The 16,544-nt window shown below is 66.9% G+C and carries 12 protein-coding genes, 1 tRNA gene and 1 pseudogene; 9 read left to right on the plus strand and 5 right to left on the minus strand.

Translation table 11 applies throughout. From position 1 onward, the window contains the following. Positions 1 to 2 precede the first annotated feature (2 nt). On the minus strand, positions 3 to 863 hold the full coding sequence (locus ACSQ19_RS14580) for an MBL fold metallo-hydrolase (RefSeq protein ID WP_435997935.1): 861 nt from the start codon (positions 861 to 863) through the stop codon (positions 3 to 5). Positions 864 to 935: 72 nt separating this feature from the next. Between ACSQ19_RS14580 and ACSQ19_RS14585 the strand changes: the two genes are divergently transcribed. The 4 genes from ACSQ19_RS14585 (at position 936) to ACSQ19_RS14600 (ending at position 3,513) form a co-directional block, all read left to right on the plus strand. Then, entirely contained in the window at positions 936 to 1,247 is a 312-nt protein-coding gene (locus ACSQ19_RS14585) for an ArsR/SmtB family transcription factor (RefSeq protein WP_435997937.1), read from the plus strand. Between the two features lie 10 nt (positions 1,248 to 1,257). Continuing rightward, positions 1,258 to 1,785 carry a rhodanese family protein gene (locus ACSQ19_RS14590; RefSeq protein WP_435997939.1) on the plus strand — a complete coding sequence of 176 codons (528 nt, stop codon included), beginning with the start codon at positions 1,258 to 1,260 and terminating at the stop codon, positions 1,783 to 1,785. Positions 1,786 to 1,823: 38 nt separating this feature from the next. Beyond that, positions 1,824 to 2,306: an OsmC family protein gene (locus ACSQ19_RS14595; protein WP_435997941.1), complete on the plus strand. Its 483-nt coding sequence runs from the start codon at positions 1,824 to 1,826 to the stop codon at positions 2,304 to 2,306. Between the two features lie 172 nt (positions 2,307 to 2,478). Continuing rightward, the gene (locus ACSQ19_RS14600; RefSeq protein ID WP_436000994.1) at positions 2,479 to 3,513 is read left to right on the plus strand and encodes a LacI family DNA-binding transcriptional regulator; all 1,035 of its coding nucleotides are present in this window, start codon (positions 2,479 to 2,481) and stop codon (positions 3,511 to 3,513) included. A 159-nt stretch (positions 3,514 to 3,672) separates the two neighbouring features. On the opposite strand, the gene ACSQ19_RS14605 is transcribed toward ACSQ19_RS14600, so the two are convergent. Both ACSQ19_RS14605 and ACSQ19_RS14610 read right to left on the minus strand, forming a co-directional pair. Further along, positions 3,673 to 5,361, minus strand: coding sequence for an alpha-amylase family glycosyl hydrolase (locus tag ACSQ19_RS14605; RefSeq protein ID WP_435997943.1), 1,689 nt, complete (start codon positions 5,359 to 5,361; stop codon positions 3,673 to 3,675). A gap of 170 nt (positions 5,362 to 5,531) precedes the next feature. Further along, positions 5,532 to 6,746: pseudogene (locus ACSQ19_RS14610) on the minus strand (MFS transporter); the annotation flags it as partial. A gap of 371 nt (positions 6,747 to 7,117) precedes the next feature. Here ACSQ19_RS14610 and ACSQ19_RS14615 point away from each other — a divergent pair. Together ACSQ19_RS14615 and ACSQ19_RS14620 are read left to right on the plus strand one after the other, a co-directional pair. Continuing rightward, entirely contained in the window at positions 7,118 to 8,734 is a 1,617-nt protein-coding gene (locus ACSQ19_RS14615) for an alpha-glucosidase family protein (RefSeq protein ID WP_296280204.1), read from the plus strand. A 311-nt stretch (positions 8,735 to 9,045) separates the two neighbouring features. Then, positions 9,046 to 11,796 carry a TonB-dependent receptor gene (locus ACSQ19_RS14620; RefSeq protein ID WP_435997946.1) on the plus strand — a complete coding sequence of 917 codons (2,751 nt, stop codon included), beginning with the start codon at positions 9,046 to 9,048 and terminating at the stop codon, positions 11,794 to 11,796. Positions 11,797 to 11,922: 126 nt separating this feature from the next. Here ACSQ19_RS14620 and ACSQ19_RS14625 read toward each other — a convergent pair. Then, a tRNA-Ala gene (locus ACSQ19_RS14625) sits at positions 11,923 to 11,998 on the minus strand. 17 nt (positions 11,999 to 12,015) lie between these two features. Continuing rightward, entirely contained in the window at positions 12,016 to 13,125 is a 1,110-nt protein-coding gene (gene rnd / locus ACSQ19_RS14630) for a ribonuclease D (RefSeq protein ID WP_435997948.1), read from the minus strand. A gap of 121 nt (positions 13,126 to 13,246) precedes the next feature. Between rnd and ACSQ19_RS14635 the strand changes: the two genes are divergently transcribed. Genes ACSQ19_RS14635 through ACSQ19_RS14645 form a run of 3 tightly spaced genes read left to right on the plus strand, consistent with a single transcriptional unit; the run spans position 13,247 to position 16,544 of the window. Continuing rightward, positions 13,247 to 15,085 (plus strand): formylglycine-generating enzyme family protein, encoded by a 1,839-nt coding sequence (locus ACSQ19_RS14635; protein WP_435997950.1) that lies wholly within the window; start codon positions 13,247 to 13,249, stop codon positions 15,083 to 15,085. A 17-nt stretch (positions 15,086 to 15,102) separates the two neighbouring features. Next, positions 15,103 to 16,014 (plus strand): M48 family metallopeptidase, encoded by a 912-nt coding sequence (locus ACSQ19_RS14640; protein WP_435997956.1) that lies wholly within the window; start codon positions 15,103 to 15,105, stop codon positions 16,012 to 16,014. After that, entirely contained in the window at positions 16,011 to 16,544 is a 534-nt protein-coding gene (locus ACSQ19_RS14645; RefSeq protein ID WP_435997958.1) for an SRPBCC domain-containing protein, read from the plus strand. The genes ACSQ19_RS14640 and ACSQ19_RS14645 overlap by 4 nt, the downstream gene beginning before the upstream one ends.

Consider the following 16,544-nt stretch of genomic DNA (forward strand, 5'->3'; position numbering starts at 1 on the left):
GGTCAGATCCTGATCGGAATCTTCAGGTAGCGTCGCCCGTTGTCTTCCGGTGCCGGCAGGCGGCCGGCGCGGATGTTGACCTGCAGCGACGGCAGCAGCAGTGTCGGCGCCGCCAGCGTGGCATCGCGCGCTTCGCGCATCGCGACGAAGCTGTTTTCGTCCACACCGCCGCCGATGTGCACGTTGCGCGCTTTCTCGTCGGCCACGGTGGTCCGCCACGCGTAGTGGTCGCGTCCCGGCGCCTTGTAGTCGTGGCACAGGTACATCACGGTGCTCGGCGGAAGGGCGAGCAGTTTCTGGATCGAGCGGTACAGCGTGCGCGCATCGCCGCCGGGGAAATCGGTACGCGCGGTACCGTAGTCGGGCATGAACAGCGTGTCGCCCACGAAAACCGCCTCGCCGATCCGATAGGACACGCAGGCGGGCGTGTGGCCGGGGGTGTGGATCACCTCGACCTGCAGCCCCCCGAGCGCGAACGTGTCCCCATCGCGGAACAGGCGGTCGAACTCGCGCCCCTCGCCACTCACGTCATCCAGCCCGAACACCTGGGCGAACGTTCGCTGCACCTCGGTGATACGCGAACCGATGCCGATCGCCGCGCCGGTCTTGTCCTTCAGGTAGGGGGCGGCACTGAGATGGTCGGCGTGCGCGTGCGTCTCCAGGATCCAGTCCACCGTCAGTCCGTGGTCGGCGACAAAGCCCAGCAACGTGTCGGCGCTATGGTGCGAGGCGCGGCCGGAACGGTGGTCGTAGTCCAGCACGGGGTCGATGATCGCCGCCTGGCGCGTGGCCGGGTCCCAGGCCACGTAGGTGATGGTGTTCGTGGCGTCGTCGAACCAGGCGTGCACGGCGGGGGTGGTCATGGAGATCTCCGGGGGTTGCTTTTTGATTTAGATAAAACTAAATTAAGTAAAGTATAAAGTAAAGGCCAGCCGATGCCGTTCAAACAGCGCGACCTGGAAAAACTGCGCGCCAGCGCCGCCGACGCCGCGGCCCTCATGCGCGCATTGGGCCACGACGGTCGGCTGCTGGTCCTGTGCACCCTCGTCGCACAAGGCGAGTGCAGTGCCGGCGAGCTGGCGCAGCAGGTCGGACTCAGTCCGTCCGCGCTGTCGCAGCATCTGGCGAAGCTGCGCGACGATGGACTGGTGGACAGTCGCCGCGAGGCCCAGAGCGTGTACTACCGCATTGCCGATCCGCGCGTGGCGCGTGTCGTGTCGTTGTTGAAAGACCTGTATTGCCCATGAGGAAGCACCCATGACGATTCCATCGATTTCTCCCGCCGAGGCGCGGTCGCTACTGTCGGACGGCGCCGTGTTGGTGGATATCCGCAATCGCGACGAGCACGCACGCGAGCACATTCCAGGCGCCGTACTGTGGCCCGTGGCACAGGCGACGGGGCCGATACCCCGGGGCGCTTCGAAGACCCTGATCTTCCATTGCCGCTCCGGTGCCCGCACCCGGGCGAATGGTCCCATGCTCGCATCGGCGGCGGCGGATGGATGCGAGGCGTTCGTCCTGTCCGGCGGTCTTGAGGCCTGGAAAGGCGCCGGCCTGCCGGTCCGCGTGGACCGTCGCCAGCCGATCGAGCTGATGCGGCAGGTGCAGATCGCCGCCGGGGCGCTGGTACTCACCGGTGTCCTGCTGGCCGCGATGGTCTCGCCGTATGGTCTGCTGCTGTCAGGCTTCGTGGGTGCAGGCCTGGTGTTCGCGGGCGTCAGCGGCTTCTGCGGCATGGCGCGCGTGCTGGCATTGATGCCCTGGAATCGCCGCACGATGCCATGATCCCGTCCACCGCCCGACTCTTCCCAACGGAGCCCTCCATGAGTGGCACCCAGCGCATCAGCCTCACCCTGGAGCAGGAAGACGACTACGCCTTCCGCATCCGCTTCGACGAGACGACCATCGCCGACCTCATGACCGACGAGCCCGAGCCGCTGGGGAAGGGCGAAGGTCCGAACCCGACGCGCCTGCTGCTGTCGGCCGTGGCCAACTGCCTGTCGGCCAGCCTGTTGTTCGCCCTGCGCAAGTTCAAGAACGCGCCGGGCAAGCTGGTGACCCACGCGACCGCCGAACTGGTGCGGAACGAACAGGGTCGACTGCGCGTGGGACACATCCATGCCGATATCCGGCTGGCCGAGGCGGGGGCGACGCATGCCTCGCTGGAGCGGATCCTGGCCCAGTTCGAAAACTTCTGCGTGGTCACCGAGAGCGTGCGCCACGGCATCGAGGTCTCCGTCAGCATCACCGACGCCGATGGCGTGCAGCTGCACGGTGCGACTCGAACGGACCAGGGCACGCCCTGAGCTGCGAGCCCGCTCTCGGGGGAACGAGGTACGTCATGATGAGGCGCTGCCGGCGCCCTTTCGCGACTTGCGTCGCTCCCACGGCGGAAGGGGAGGCCCCGACCGGATCGCCGCCTGCGGCCCGGCGTGGCATGATCCTGACCTCCGCCGTCCGTATCCGAAGCCGTCCGTGATCGCGCCCATCAAGGGGAAGGCCACCTCGCTGGACATCGCCCACCTCGCGGGCGTGTCCCAGCCCACCGTGTCGCGCGCCCTGCGGGGCAGTCCGATGGTCAACGAGGAAACACGCAAGCGCATCCTCGCCATCGCCGAACAGCTCAACTACAAGGTGGACAAGAACGCGTCCAACCTGCGCCGGCAGCATTCCGGAACGCTGGCGCTGCTTTTCTTCGAAGATCCCACGCCCGACGAATCGGCGATCAACCCGTTCTTCCTGTCCATGCTGGGCAGCATTACCCGTGCATGCGCACTGCGCGGCTACGACCTGTTGATCTCGTTCCAGCAATTGTCGACCGACTGGCAGGCCGACTACGAGGACAGCAAGAAGGCCGACGGCATCATCCTTCTGGGTTATGGAGACTATCTGGAAGCCCGCAGCCGGCTGGAGCGGCTGGTGGAGCAGGGCACGCATTTCGTCCGCTGGGGCGCCGTGCAGCCTGGTACGCCCGGGGTGTCGATCGGCTGCGACAACACCCAGGGCGGCCATGACATCACGGCGCACCTGATCGTGCAGGGGCGTCGCCGCATCGCGTTCCTCGGACATGCGTCCAACCACTATCCGGAATTCTTCGAGCGCTACCTCGGCCATCGCCGGGCGCTCGAAGCCGCCGGCCTGGTGGCCGACCCTGCACTGCAGGTCGATGCGATCACGACCGAGCAATCCGGCTACGAGGCGGCCAGCACGTTGCTGGCGAGTGGTGCGACGTTCGACGCCGTCTTCGGCGCCAGCGACCTGATCGCCGTCGGCGCGATGAAGGCGCTGCTCGAACACGGCCGTCGCGTGCCCGACGATGTCGCGGTGGCCGGCTTCGACGACATCCCGCTGGCCAGTTTCATGAATCCCGGCCTGTCCACCGTGCAGCAGGACACCAAGCTGGCGGGCGCCCTGCTGGTCGAGACATTGCTGGCGCTGATCAATGGTGAACCGGCGGAAAGCCAGACCATTCCGGTGAAGCTGGCGTTGCGCGGATCGACCGCTGCCAAGTGAGTCTGCGGTTGTAGGAGCGACGTGAGTCGCGACCGCGCGCCATCAGCTCTGCTGGCGTTCCCCGACTCCGAGAACGTGTCCTCTCCAGCGCGCCCACGCGCGTACAGGTCGTTTCTGGTTAACGGTCGCGACTTGCGTCGCTCCCACAGAAGGCATTGGTCAATCCGCCTTCGGCGACTTGCGTGCCATCAGCTCGGCGAGACGTGCACGGGTATCGGCCCGCGCAATCGCATCATCCAGCAGGAACACGCGCACACCGTGGGCCGGCACGTCCGCCTGCAGGCGGTTGCGCACGCGCTGGGTCTTGCCGGTGAAGGCGTCGCGCCACTGGCCTGGCTCGAGATACTCGGACACGGACATCTTTGCCGGCGTATCCGCCTTGTTCAGCAGCACCAGCGCGGTCTGGGTGGTTCCTTCGTGCTGGAGCACGCGGTAGAAGATCGCCTGGTCTCCCTTCAGGCGTACGTTGAGCTGCAAGCCGCGCTGCAGGGCCGGTGTTTCGCGGCGCAGCTGCGCGATGCGCTTCAACGGGGCGAAGATCGGGCTCTGCGGTGCCGCGTCGATGCGTTCCTGGCCGAAGTAGTTGCGGTTGCCGGCGTGCTCGGCGTTGCCACGCTCGAAGCCCACTTCCGAGCCGTAGTAGATCACCGGGATGCCGCGCGCCGTGAACAACCAGTTGTGCGCGTCGATGAAGCCGGTGTCCGCGGCCTTCATGCGCGCCATGTCGTGGTTGTCGTAGAACGTCATGAGATCGTACGGATTGGCGTACGGACCGTCTTCCAGGTACAGCGCCTTGCCGAGTTCCTCGTAGCTGGTGCCCGGCTTCTCGAACACCTCGGTCAATTTGGCCTTCAACGGGAAGTCCAGCACGCTGTAGCTGCCATTGCGGGCCCAGGTATGGCCGGCGATGCTGGCGGCGTCGTAGTTGAAGTTCTCGCCGAACATGAAGAAGCCCGGCTTCTTCGCGCGGATGCGGTCGGCGAATTCCTTCCAGAACGCGTGCGGCATCCATGCGATGGTGTCCACGCGGAACGCGGCCGCGCCCTGGTCGATCCACTGCTCGTACGCGCCGACCAGGTACTCCATCATCGCCGGGTTGTTCTCGTTGAAGTCGGACAACTGCGCCAAGCCGCCGCCGGTGTTGTAGAAGGCGTGCATCGGCTTGCGACGCGGATCCAGCTTGTCCGGGTCCAGATTCTGGTGATCGGCGACCAGCTTGCCGTCCTTGTCCCAGACCTTGCCGTACTGCGGCTGCATCTCCGGCATGGAATAGGCGGGCGAGCCATGGTTGCCGACGATGTCCAGCACCACGTCCAGCTGCTGCTGCTTCATCGCCGCGGTGAAGCCGGCGAAATCCAGCCCTTCGCTGGGCAGGTGTTCATCCAGCTTGTAGAAGTTGATGCCCCAGTAGCCGTGGTACCCGGTCTTGCCGCGGTCGGTGAACATGCCTTCCCACTTCACTTCGTCGCCGCCGGTGAACGCTTCATCGGGATTGTCGACGATGGGGGTGACCCATACCGAGGTGAAGCCGAGGTCGCGGATGTAGCCGGCGTTGTCCAGCACACCCTTGAAGTCGCCGCCGAGGTAGCCGATGTTGTCGCTACGCCCCGCGGGTGCGCCCGGGGTGGGGCGATCGAAGGTAGGGTGCTTCCCGCCCTGGTCGCGATGGTCGTTCGACGGATCGCCGTTGACGAAGCGGTCGGTCAGCACGAAGTACACCGCCTCTTTCGCGAACGGTTCGGTCGTGCCGTAGACCTCGTCGACGGGAACGACGGCGAACGCCAGCGTGGGCGCGCACAGCAGGCCTGCGAGCAACACGGCGAGCGGGCGGGGGGCGGGAAAACGCATCAGTGCACCTGCGGCGGGGCGGAAGAGGGAGCGTCGGCGGCTTCGTGCACGCCGGCCAGGGAGAGGGCGGCAAGCAGCAGGCTGCCGCCGCTGATCAAGAGGGCGAAGATCGCCTGGTTGTCGAAGAAGTGGCGCAGGGCCGGGCCGAGCAGGGTCGCGGCGACGATCTGCGGCACCACGATGAACATGTTGAAGATGCCCATGTAGATGCCCATCTTCTCCGCCGGAACATGGCTGGACAGGAGGGCGTACGGCATCGACAGGATGCTGGCCCAGGCCACGCCGACCAACGCGAACGACCCGATCAGCCATGACGGGTGGGGCACGAACCACATCGACAGGAAGCCGATCCCGCCCAGCACCAGCGAGCCGGCGTGCACGGCCTTGCGGTTCAGCGGCAGGCGTGCGGCGTAGAAGCTGAGCAGCAGCGCCACCAGCATCGACGACAGGCCGTAGTAGCCCATGTACGAACCCACCAGGTCCGCCGCGTCCTGGAAGGCGCCGTTGGCCGACTGGAACGCCGCTGCCTGCGCGGGCACCGTCATGTCGAATGCCGCCGGATCCGGTGCGGCCGAATCGAACACGTGTTCGGTCAGGCCGGGCGTGGCCATGCTCCACATGGCGAAAAAAGCCAGCCAGCTGAAGAACTGCACCACGCCCAGGCGGCGCATCTGCGCCGGCATGTGGACGACATGGCGGACGATCTCGCTGGCCACGTTGCCTTGCGCGCGCTTCTCGGCCTTGAACCGCTCCAGATCATCCGGCGGATATTCGCGCGTGGTGAGGATGGTCACCAGGATGCTGGCCATGAACACGAAGGCGCCGATGGCGAACGCGATCTTCACCGAGGGCGGCACCACGCCCGGGCCCGCTTCGTTGGACACGCCCAACCGGGTGATGAACCACGGCAGGTTGCTGGCCACCCATGTGCCGATGCCGATGATCAAGGTCTGCAGCACGAAGCCGTAGGAGCGCTGGCTCTCCGGCAGTTTGTCGGCCACCAGCGCGCGGAAGGGCTCCATGCTGATGTTGATGCTCGCATCCAGCACCCATAGCAGGCCTGCGGCGATCCACAGGGTCGGCGAGTGCGGCATGAACACCAGCGCGATTGAACTCAGGATCGCGCCGGCGAGGAAATACGGTCGGCGACGCCCGAGCAGCGGATGCCAGGTGCGATCGCTGAAGTAGCCGATCACCGGCTGTACCAGCAGTCCCGTCAACGGCGCGGCGATCCACAACAGCGGCAGTGCATCCTTTTCCGCCCCCAGTGTCTGGAAGATGCGCGACATGAAGCCGCCCTGCAGCGCGAACCCGAACTGGATGCCGAGGAAGCCGAACGACATGTTCCAGATCTGCCAGAAGGACAGGCGGGGCTTGGCGGTCATTCGGATCCCTGGGTGGCGTGTTTCAGTGGAAGTGCGCGCGCGATGGCGAACGTCGCGGCATCTTGCCGACATGCGCGTCCGATTCCATGCTGCACCGCAAACAACACGCAGGCGCGAGTTGCCGCCCATCCTTGCGATGCTATCGCCCGCGAGATGCCTGCAAACCGTTGGCAGGCATGGGTTTTGCGACCTGGAAAGTGTGGTCGGGGTGCGATGACGCGAATGCCGTGTCGTCGCGGGTCGTGTCGATCTGCATACGTATTCATGCGCGGCGACCGCGACCCGCGTGCACGCAGTCCGGCACGGCGTGGAATAGTGGCGCCCGCCGAGCGCACCGGAGGGGTGCGTTACGCATTGCGACGGGTGCATCGATGACGAAGAACAACTGGTGGCGTGGCGCGGTGATCTACCAGATCTACCCGCGCAGCTTCCTGGACACCAACGGGGATGGCGTCGGTGACCTGCCGGGCATCGTCGAGAAGCTCGACTACATCGCCGGGCTGGGCGTGGACGCCATCTGGATCTCGCCATTCTTCAAGTCGCCGATGGCCGACTTCGGCTACGACATCGCCGACTACCGCGATGTCGACCCGCTATTTGGGACGCTGGAGGACTTCGATCGCCTGCTGGCCAAGGCGCACGCGCTGGGCGTCAAGGTGATGATCGACCAGGTGCTGAGCCACTGTTCGGTCGAACACCCGTGGTTCAAGGAGAGCCGGGAGAGCCGCGACAATCCCAAGGCCGACTGGTACGTATGGGCCGATCCCAAGGAAGACGGCACGCCCCCCAACAACTGGATGTCGCTGTTCGGCGGCGTTGCATGGCGCTGGGAACCGCGTCGCGAGCAGTATTACCTGCACAACTTCCTCGCCAGCCAGCCGGACCTGAACTTCCACAACCCGGCCGTGCAACAGGCCACGCTGGACAACGTGCAGTTCTGGCTGGACCGCGGTGTCGATGGCCTGCGCCTGGATGCGATCAACTTCTGCTTCCACGACGCGCAGCTGCGCGACAATCCTCCCAAGCCGAAAGACCAGCGCGTGGGCCGCGGATTCAGTCCCGACAACCCGTACGCCTACCAGTATCACTACTTCAACAACACGCAGCCCGAGAACATTCCCTTCCTGGAGCGCCTGCGTGGGTTGCTGGACGCATATCCTGACGCGGCGGCGCTCGGCGAGATCTCGTCCGAAGACTCACTGGCCACCACGGCCGAGTACGTCACCGACCAGCGCCTGCACATGGGCTACAGCTTCGAGCTGCTGACCGAGGACGGCAGCGCCGCCTACATCCGCGGCACCGTCGAACGGCTTGAAGCGGCGATGGTGGAAGGCTGGCCGTGCTGGGCCGTGTCCAACCACGATGTGCAGCGCGCGGTGACGCGCTGGGGAGGCGGGGATGCCTCGCCCGCGCTGGCCGCACAACTGGTGGCCCTGGTGTGCTCGCTGCGCGGCTCCGTCTGCCTCTACCAGGGCGAGGAACTGGGCCTGCCGGAAGCGGACGTGCCGTACGAAGCATTGCAGGATCCCTACGGCAAGACCTTCTGGCCCAACTTCAAGGGGCGCGATGGGTGCCGTACGCCCATGCCATGGGATGGGGGAGACCAGGCCGGCTTCAGCCGGGCGTCGCCGTGGCTGCCGATTCCCGACGAACACCGCGCCATCAACGTCGCCCGGCAGGACGCCGATCCCGCGTCGGTGCTCAACCTCGTGCGCCGCTTCCTCGCGTGGCGACGCACGCAGCCCGCACTGAGAAGCGGAAGCATCCGTTTCCTCGACGCGCAGGAACCCGTCCTCGCCTTCGTGCGCGAAGCGGACGGGCAGCGCGTGCTGGCGGTCTTCAACCTGTCGGCGCAACCGGTCACGTGGTCGCTGCCGGAAGGCATGCCGGTGGACGCGCTGGACGGTCACGGCCTGCCGCGGGTGTCGCTGGAGGGAACACGGTTGTCGTTGCCGCCCCGCGGCGTGTTCTTCGCACGCGCGCGCTGACATTTTCCTTTTTCGAACGTTACGCACCCACCGTGCATGCGCGTGGGCGTGGCGTCGTGGACGGACCTTCCCGACGCCTGCGCGCGCATGCCGGCGATGCCGTGCTTTCGCCTGTTTTTTCGTACGGAACGCGCGTTACGGCGGGTCGCGGAAATATGCATGAATACGTATGCAGGGCGATTTGTGCGACTGCGTGCGCCACTACCATGGCCGCACGTTCCGGGGCCCCGTGTCCCGGCGTGTAAGACCCGGGCGATCGCATGGCGCGACGCACCCGGTTCGTCGCATACAACGTCCTTGGAGAGGGGAACATGCAACTCAAGCGCAACCTGCTGAGCGCGGCGTTGGCGTCTGCCATCGCGCTCACCGCGACCGGTGTGAACGCCCAGACCGCCGCCACGACCGAACAACAGACCCAACAGGCCGATGCCACCGAGCTGGATACGGTGGTCGTGACCGGCATCCGTCGCGGCATCGAGAGCGCGATCTCGGTCAAGCGCGATTCCACGTCCATCGTCGAAGCCATTTCGGCCGAAGACATCGGCAAGCTGCCTGACGTCAGCATCGCCGAATCGCTGGCGCGCCTGCCTGGCCTCGCGGCGCAGCGCGTCGCCGGCCGTGCGCAGGTGATCAGCGTGCGTGGCCTGTCGCCCGACTTCTCCACCACGCTGCTGAACGGTCGCGAGATGGTCAGCACCGGCGACAACCGCAGCGTCGAGTTCGACCAGTACCCGTCCGAGCTCGTCAGCGGCGTCACCGTGTACAAGACGCCCGATGCCGGCCTGGTCGGCCAGGGCCTGTCGGGTACCGTCGACATGCAGACCGTGCGTCCGCTGAGCTTCGATGCACCGGTCGGCGCCGTCGGCATCCGCGGCCAGCGTAACTCGCTGGGCAATGCCGCCGATGCGTCCGGCTACGGCGAGCGCATCAACGCCAGCTACATCACCCAGAACGAAGCGCGCACCTTCGGTTTCTCGATCGGCTACTCGCACGCGACCACGCCGATCCAGGAAAACCAGGTCGGCCTGTACGAGCCGTGGCAGGCCATCGGCGACAACTGGCGCCCGGGCGTGCCGGCAGGCACGTTCTACTCCGACGGCATCAAGGCGCTGCGGCGGACCGGCGAAACCAAGCGCGATGGCGTGATGGCCACGCTGCAGTTCCGTCCGTCCAACGCCTGGACCAGCACGCTGGACCTGTTCCACTCCGAAGCCGAGCAGGTCAGCACCGCGAACCAGTTCGAAGTGCACATCGGCGACTACAACGGCGGCTACGGTCGCCTGGACGTCGACAACCCCGTCATCAACGGCAACGACACGTTCACCGGCGGCACGGCCAACAACGTGTACCCGCTGGTGCGCGGCATGTACAACTACCGCGAAGACGAGATCAACGCCTTCGGCTGGAACAACGAGTTCAATGTCGGTTTGGTGCGCCTGACCGCCGACGTCAGCTGGTCGAAGACCAAGCGCGACGAGATCAACCTCGAGAACAACACCCAGCGCCTGCCGGCGCCGCAGCTGGATTCGGTGGACCTGACGTTCCGTTCGGGCGGCTTCTCGCAGATCAACCCGGGCTTCGACTACTCGGATCCGTCGCAGCTGTTGCTGGCCAACACGATCTACGGCTCGGGCTACGGCAAGACCCCGAAGGTCGAGGACGAACTGAAGGGCGTCAAGCTGGCGGCGTCGTTCCCGCTGCCGGAAGCGCTGGGCTGGTTCACCGATCTCGATGTCGGCCTGAACTATGCCGATCGCGAGAAGAGCAAGCGCCAGCCCGAGGGCAACATCAACCTCGGCGCACAGGGCGTCACCGCCGTCGGGTCCGACCTGCAGTACGGCCTGGTGGACCTGCGGTTCGCCGGCATCGGCTACATCCCGTCCTGGAACGTGCCGGCTGCGGTCGCGCGCTACATGACGTTCAATCCCGTCGACGATCTGTCCTACCTGATTCCCAAGGCATGGGACGTCAACGAGAAGATCTCCACGGGCTTCGCACGCGCCAACCTCGATACCGAATGGGGTTCCGTGCCGGTGCGCGGCAACATCGGCGTGCAGATCCAGCACGTCGACCAGTCGTCGACGTCGCGCTACTGGGACAGCACCCAGCCGGCGGGCAGCAACGTGCAGCCGGTCGAGCGTGGCAAGACCTATACCGAAGTGCTGCCCAGCATGAACCTGGCGTTCTCGCTGCCGGCCGACCAGACGCTGCGCGTCGGCCTGGCCGAGCAGGTGGCCCGTCCGCGCGTGGATGAGCTGCGCGCTTCGCTGGAGTTCGGCGTCAATACCGCGACCGGCGAGCCGGGCGGCAGCGGCGGCAACCCGGAACTGGAGCCCTGGCGCGCCTACGCCTTCGACCTGTCGTACGAAAAGTACTTCGGCACGAAGGCGTACGTGGCCGCGGCGTTCTTCTACAAGGACCTGCGCACCTACATCTACACGGAATCGCGCGACGGCTTCGACTTCAGCGACTTCCTGGTCGACTACGTGCCCGGTCCGGGCGAGCCGCCGACGCAGAGCACCGGTCGCTTCACGGCGCCCTACAACGGCAAGGGCGGCAAGATGCAGGGCATCGAGCTGACTGCATCGCTGCCGCTCGACCTGTTCAGCGACGCGCTGGAAGGCTTCGGCGTGATCGCCAGCGCGAGCTTCAACGACAGCGACATCACCATCCCGCCGCCGCCGGGGTCCACCAACAGCGTCGGCAGCCAGGACATCGCGCTGCCGGGCCTGTCCGAGCGCACGTTCAACTTCACCGCGTACTACGAGCGCAACGGCTTCGAAGCGCGTGTCAGCCAGCGCAAGCGTTCGGATTTCATCGGCGAGATCGGCAACTTCGACGGCGACCGCACCCTGCGTTACGTGGTCGGCGAGGACGTCACCGACGCCCAGGTGAGCTATTCGTTCCCGGACGGCCATGCCTTGAACGGACTGAGCTTCCTGTTCCAGGTCAGCAACCTCACCGACGAGGCCTACCAGACCTACGCCGGCACCAAGGACCGTCCGCTGGAATACATCGAGTGGGGCCGTACGTACCTGCTGGGCGTCAACTACAAGTTCTGATCCACGCGTCACCTTGCTCTCCCAGCCCGCCGGCTCGCTGCCGGCGGGTTTTTCTTTTGGAGACTGCGGATAGCGGCGCGCAGGCAACAAAAAAGGCCAGGCATTCGCCTGGCCTTTCGTGGTGGATGGTGGAGCCAGGGAGGATCGAACTCCCGACCTCGTCATTGCGAACGACGCGCTCTCCCAGCTGAGCTATGGCCCCACAAGAGCGGCGCCATTCTAGCCCGCGGCCGCGGCCGGTGCCAAGCCTGAACGGTCGAGGATGGGGTCCAGGGCCGGTGCCAGTTCGGTGCGCCGCCAGCCCGCCAGTGCGGCAGGCCACTGGCCGGACTCCTGCAGCGCCTCCAGGTAGCGACGCGAGGCGAGCACGCCGTCGGGCAAGCCGAGTTCCACGCTGCGTGCCGACACCGCATCCTGCAGGCGCTTGAGCTGGGCCTTGTCGCCGTCGGTGGCGGTGCGGGCCAGCGGCAGCGCGGCCTCGTCGTCCAACGGCGTGTCGAGGGCCTGCCAGATCGCGTCGGCCAGCTTGCGCGGTGCTTTCGGCTGGGTGTCGAACAGGCGCAACAGGGAGGCCTTGTCCGCGGGCGGCGTGCGCGCCAGCGCGACCGCCAGCTCGTTGTCGAGGATCCAGCTGCGCGGCTTGTCGCTGGTGCGCGCCTGCCTGTCGCGCCAACGCAGCAGGCGTACCAGCCGCTGCTGCGCCTCCGCGTCCAGGAACTGTGCGCTGCGCATCGACAGGTGCGGCCAGCGTTCGATGTCTTCGCTGGCGGCATTCTCGACGAAGCGCGCGCAGTCCTCTTCCAGCCAGGCAAGACGGCCGCTGGCGACCAGCTGCGCCTGCAGGGCATCGTGCACGGCGAACAGATAACGCACGTCGTCGGCGGCATAGTGCAGCTGCGATTCGCTCAGCGGACGACGCAGCCAGTCGGAGCGCGTCTCGCCCTTGGCCAGCACAACGCCGGTGACGCGTTCCACCAGCTTCTGGTACCCCAGGCCCGCGGCGATGCCCGCGATCGCCGCGGCGATCTGGGTATCGAACAGGGGCGCCGGCAATGCATCGCACGCCACCTTGAAGGCCACCAGATCCTCGCTGGCGCTGTGCATGACCTTGGTGATCGCGGGATCGAGCAGCCAGGGGCGCAGCGCGGCGGTCATGCCCGGCGCGAGCGGATCGACCAGCAGCACGTCGTCGTCGAGGGCGATCTGCACGAGGGCGAGCTGCGGCCAGTAGGTGCGCTCGCGCACGAATTCGGTATCCAGCCCGATCCGCGTGGGCCGGCGCTGCAGGTGCGCATCCAATGCGGCGGGGGTGTCGATCCAGTGGGGCACGTGTTCTCCGCGTGATGCTTCGATTGCTCAGTCAGGGGACAATAACCTAAGGTCCGGGCTGTGCAGGTAGTGTCTGCCCGCATTGTCTCACGGGGGCGCAGGCTCCCATCACGGAGGGTGTTTGCGCGCGATCCTCGCCGCCTTGTTGCTGTCGCTGCCATGGCTGGCGGGCTGCTCGCGCGATGCGCCGCAGGCGCAGGACGCAGGTGCGGCCCGCGATGCCTTGCGCATGCCCAGTGTCACGGTCACCGGCGATGACAGCGGGGTCGAGGAACTCAATTGGCGACCGCCCCCGGTGGCGCTGGCGCCCCAGGACGTCGCCGATGCGCACAAGCGCGCTGCGGATGCACTGTCCGAGGGGCGCCTGTTCGACGGTCCCGATGACGCCATTCCCCTCTACCTTGCGTTGCGCGACATCGATGCGAACGATGCGAGGGCGAAGGCGGGACTGGACCGCAGCCTGGATCGCCTGCTGGATCAGGGCGCGCAGGCCGTGCGCCATGCCGAGGACCGGACCGAGTCGCTGCGTCGCGCCCGCCAGATCGCGGCCGTGGCACGCACCGTGGCGCCGGCCGATCCGGCGGTGGGCGCGTATCTGGCGCGGGTGGACGAAGCCGACCAGCTCACGCGCCTGAACATGGCCAGCGAGCGTGCGCTGCGTGAGGGCAGCCTGGGCGAGGCGGGCGGCGGCGCACTGGCCGGCTTCCACGAAGTCCTGAAGTGGAAGCCGGGCCAGGCGCGTGCGCGGCAGGGCATCGCCGCGGTGGAAAGCGCGATGATCCGGCGGGCGGAGGTGGCGGCACAGGCCAGTGACTTCGCCTCCGCGCGCATGTGGTTGGGACATGCTGCCGCCGTCCGCGACGACGCCCCGACGGTCGCCGATGCGCGCCTGCGCGTGGAGGGCATCCGCCTGGCGCGGATCATCGCGCTGAGGGATGCCGGCATCCGCGATCTGGCGACGCCGCTGGGGCTGAAGGACGCGCGCGTGAAGTTGGCCGAGGTGCTGCGCATCGCCGAACCCGGTGACCGGGTGGCTGCGGATTTCCGCCAGCGCATCGACCTGGCGACCCACTACGGCCTGTTCCGTCCCGGCCAGGCCTTCACCGACGCGCTGCACCATGGCGGGCGTGGTCCCGAAATGGTGGTGGTGCCGCACGGCGGCTTCAGCATGGGCGCGGCCGAAGACGAGGCCGGCGCGGCCGATGCCGAGAAGCCGGCCCATTACGTGCGATTCGACCGGGGATTCGCCATGGCGCGGCACCCGGTGACGGTGGGCGAATTCCGCCGGTTCGTCGAGGCCACCCAGTACCGCCCGCGCGCGACCCGCCGCGGACACTCGGTGGTGTACGACGAGCGCAGCGGCAACTTCGTGCGCCGCAGTGGCGTCGACTGGCAGTCCGACTATGCGGGCCAGCCCGCCAGCGACGACATGCCGGTGCTGCACGTGAGCGTGTACGACGCCGAGGCTTACGCCGAATGGCTCGCGGGCCAGACCGGGCACGGCTATCGCCTGCCCAGCGAAGCCGAGTACGAATACGCGCTGCGCGCCGGCCAGCAGGGCCGCTATCCGTGGGGCAACGGCCAGCCACCGCGCGGTGTCGCCAACCTCACCGGGGGCAACGACCGCTCGCCCAGCGGACGCAACTGGAACAACGCCTTCGTCGGCTATGGCGACGGTTATTGGGGGCCCGCGCCGGTGGGGCGCTTCCGCGCCAATGCCTTCGGCCTGAAGGACTTGGACGGCAATACCAGCGAATGGGTGGGCGATTGCTGGCATGCCAGCTACCGGCGTGCGCCGGCCGACGGCGCGGCGTGGTTCAATCCCGGCTGCCGGTCGCGGGTGGTGCGCGGTGGCTCCTGGGCCAGTTCGCCGGCGCAGGCGCGTGCCGCGTGGCGTTCGTCCTCGGATTCGGATATGACTAATGCGCGGGTGGGCTTCCGCGTCGTTCGCGGCATCTAGCCGCCAGGGAGAGGGTGATGAGGCAAGATCCTAACGGGCGCTCGCAGTACGGGCAGGGTGGCGGGCGTCGCGGCGGCGGACTGGGCAACCTGCGCTGGCTGATCCTGCTTGGCTTCCTGATCTATGGCGGCTGTTATTACCTGAACAATCGCGTGGTAGATCCTTATACCGGGGAGAAGGTGCTGATCGACAATTCGATCGGGGTGGAGGAGGAGAAGGCGCTCGGCCTGCAGGCCTACGAGGAAATCCTGCAGCAGGAGCAGCCGGTCGATCCCAACTCGCAGATCGCCCAGCAGGTGCGCACCATCGCCCAGCGGTTGATCGCGAAGGTGCCCGAGGTCGAGGCCGCCATCGCGGCGGAGAAAGGAACCCAGCCCAGCGGCAACTGGAAGTCCTTCGACTGGGATGTCAACGTCATCCAGTCCGAGCAGGCCAATGCCTTCTGCCTGCCCGGCGGCAAGATGGCCGTGTATACCGGACTCATCCCCGTCGCGCAGAACGCCGATGCGGTGGCCGTGGTGATGGGTCACGAGATCGCCCACGCGCTGCTGCGCCACGGCGCCCAGCGCATGTCGCAGCAGAAGCTCACGCAGATCGGCCAGATGGCGGGCGCGATGAGCGGCATGGACCCGCAACAGCAGCAGATGGTGATGGCCGCGATGGGGTATGGCTATCTGCTGCCGTACGCGCGTGAGCATGAAACGCAGGCCGACGAAGTGGGCCTGATGCTGGCTGCCGCGGCCTGTTTCAATCCGGAGGAAGCCGTTCCCCTGTGGCAGCGCATGAGCGAAGCCAGTGGCGGGCAGGCACCGCCGGAGTTCTCGTCCACGCATCCGAATCCCGGCACGCGCATCCAGAACCTCACCGCGTTGATGCCGAAGGCGAAGGAGTACCGCCAGAAGTTCTGCCCGCAGGGAGCGGCACAGTGAAGGCGCTGGCGGGCATTGTCCTGCTCGCCGCCATCGCGCCGGCGCAGGCAGCGATCAAGGACGCGCAGCCCGATGGCTTCACGATCGAGAACGCGGAATGGGTGCCGGTGTCGCCGCAGGTGGCGTACGCAGCGCTGACCGATGACGTAGGCCGCTGGTGGCCGGCCGACCATACGTGGTGGGGTGATGCTTCGAAGCTCTCCATCAGCGACAAGGTCGGTGGCTGCTTCTGCGAACTCAACGGCGCGCAGCAGGCATGGCACATGACGGTTGTGTTCACCGATCCGGGCAAGCTGATGCGCATGACCGGAGGCCTGGGCCCGCTGCAGGGCATGGGGCTGCATGGCGCACTGGAATGGCGCTTCGTCGAAGAAAAGGGCGGCACCCGCATCACCCTGTGGTACCGCGCCGGCGGTTACACGCCGGACGACATCGGCAAGTTCGCGCCCGTCGTCGACAAGGTGCAGGGCCTGCAACTCGGCGGCCTGGCCGCCTTCCTGCGCGAGGGCGCCGACGGCGCCCCACGCTGA

Origin of the sequence: Pseudoxanthomonas sp. LjRoot127, assembly GCF_964253495.1 — a bacterium.
GTDB lineage: Bacteria > Pseudomonadota > Gammaproteobacteria > Xanthomonadales > Xanthomonadaceae > Pseudoxanthomonas_A.

Bases quoted from the DNA above. Each gene is read 5' to 3' on its own strand.
- ACSQ19_RS14620 (WP_435997946.1), top strand. From the start codon at position 9,046: ATGCAACTCAAGCGCAACCTGCTGAGCGCGGCGTTGGCGTCTGCCATC.
- ACSQ19_RS14640 (WP_435997956.1), top strand. From the start codon at position 15,103: ATGAGGCAAGATCCTAACGGGCGCTCGCAGTACGGGCAGGGTGGCGGG.
- ACSQ19_RS14615 (WP_296280204.1), top strand. From the start codon at position 7,118: ATGACGAAGAACAACTGGTGGCGTGGCGCGGTGATCTACCAGATCTAC.
- ACSQ19_RS14595 (WP_435997941.1), top strand. From the start codon at position 1,824: ATGAGTGGCACCCAGCGCATCAGCCTCACCCTGGAGCAGGAAGACGAC.
- ACSQ19_RS14585 (WP_435997937.1), top strand. From the start codon at position 936: ATGCCGTTCAAACAGCGCGACCTGGAAAAACTGCGCGCCAGCGCCGCC.
- ACSQ19_RS14590 (WP_435997939.1), top strand. From the start codon at position 1,258: ATGACGATTCCATCGATTTCTCCCGCCGAGGCGCGGTCGCTACTGTCG.
- ACSQ19_RS14580 (WP_435997935.1), bottom strand. From the start codon at position 863: ATGACCACCCCCGCCGTGCACGCCTGGTTCGACGACGCCACGAACACC.
- ACSQ19_RS14605 (WP_435997943.1), bottom strand. From the start codon at position 5,361: ATGCGTTTTCCCGCCCCCCGCCCGCTCGCCGTGTTGCTCGCAGGCCTG.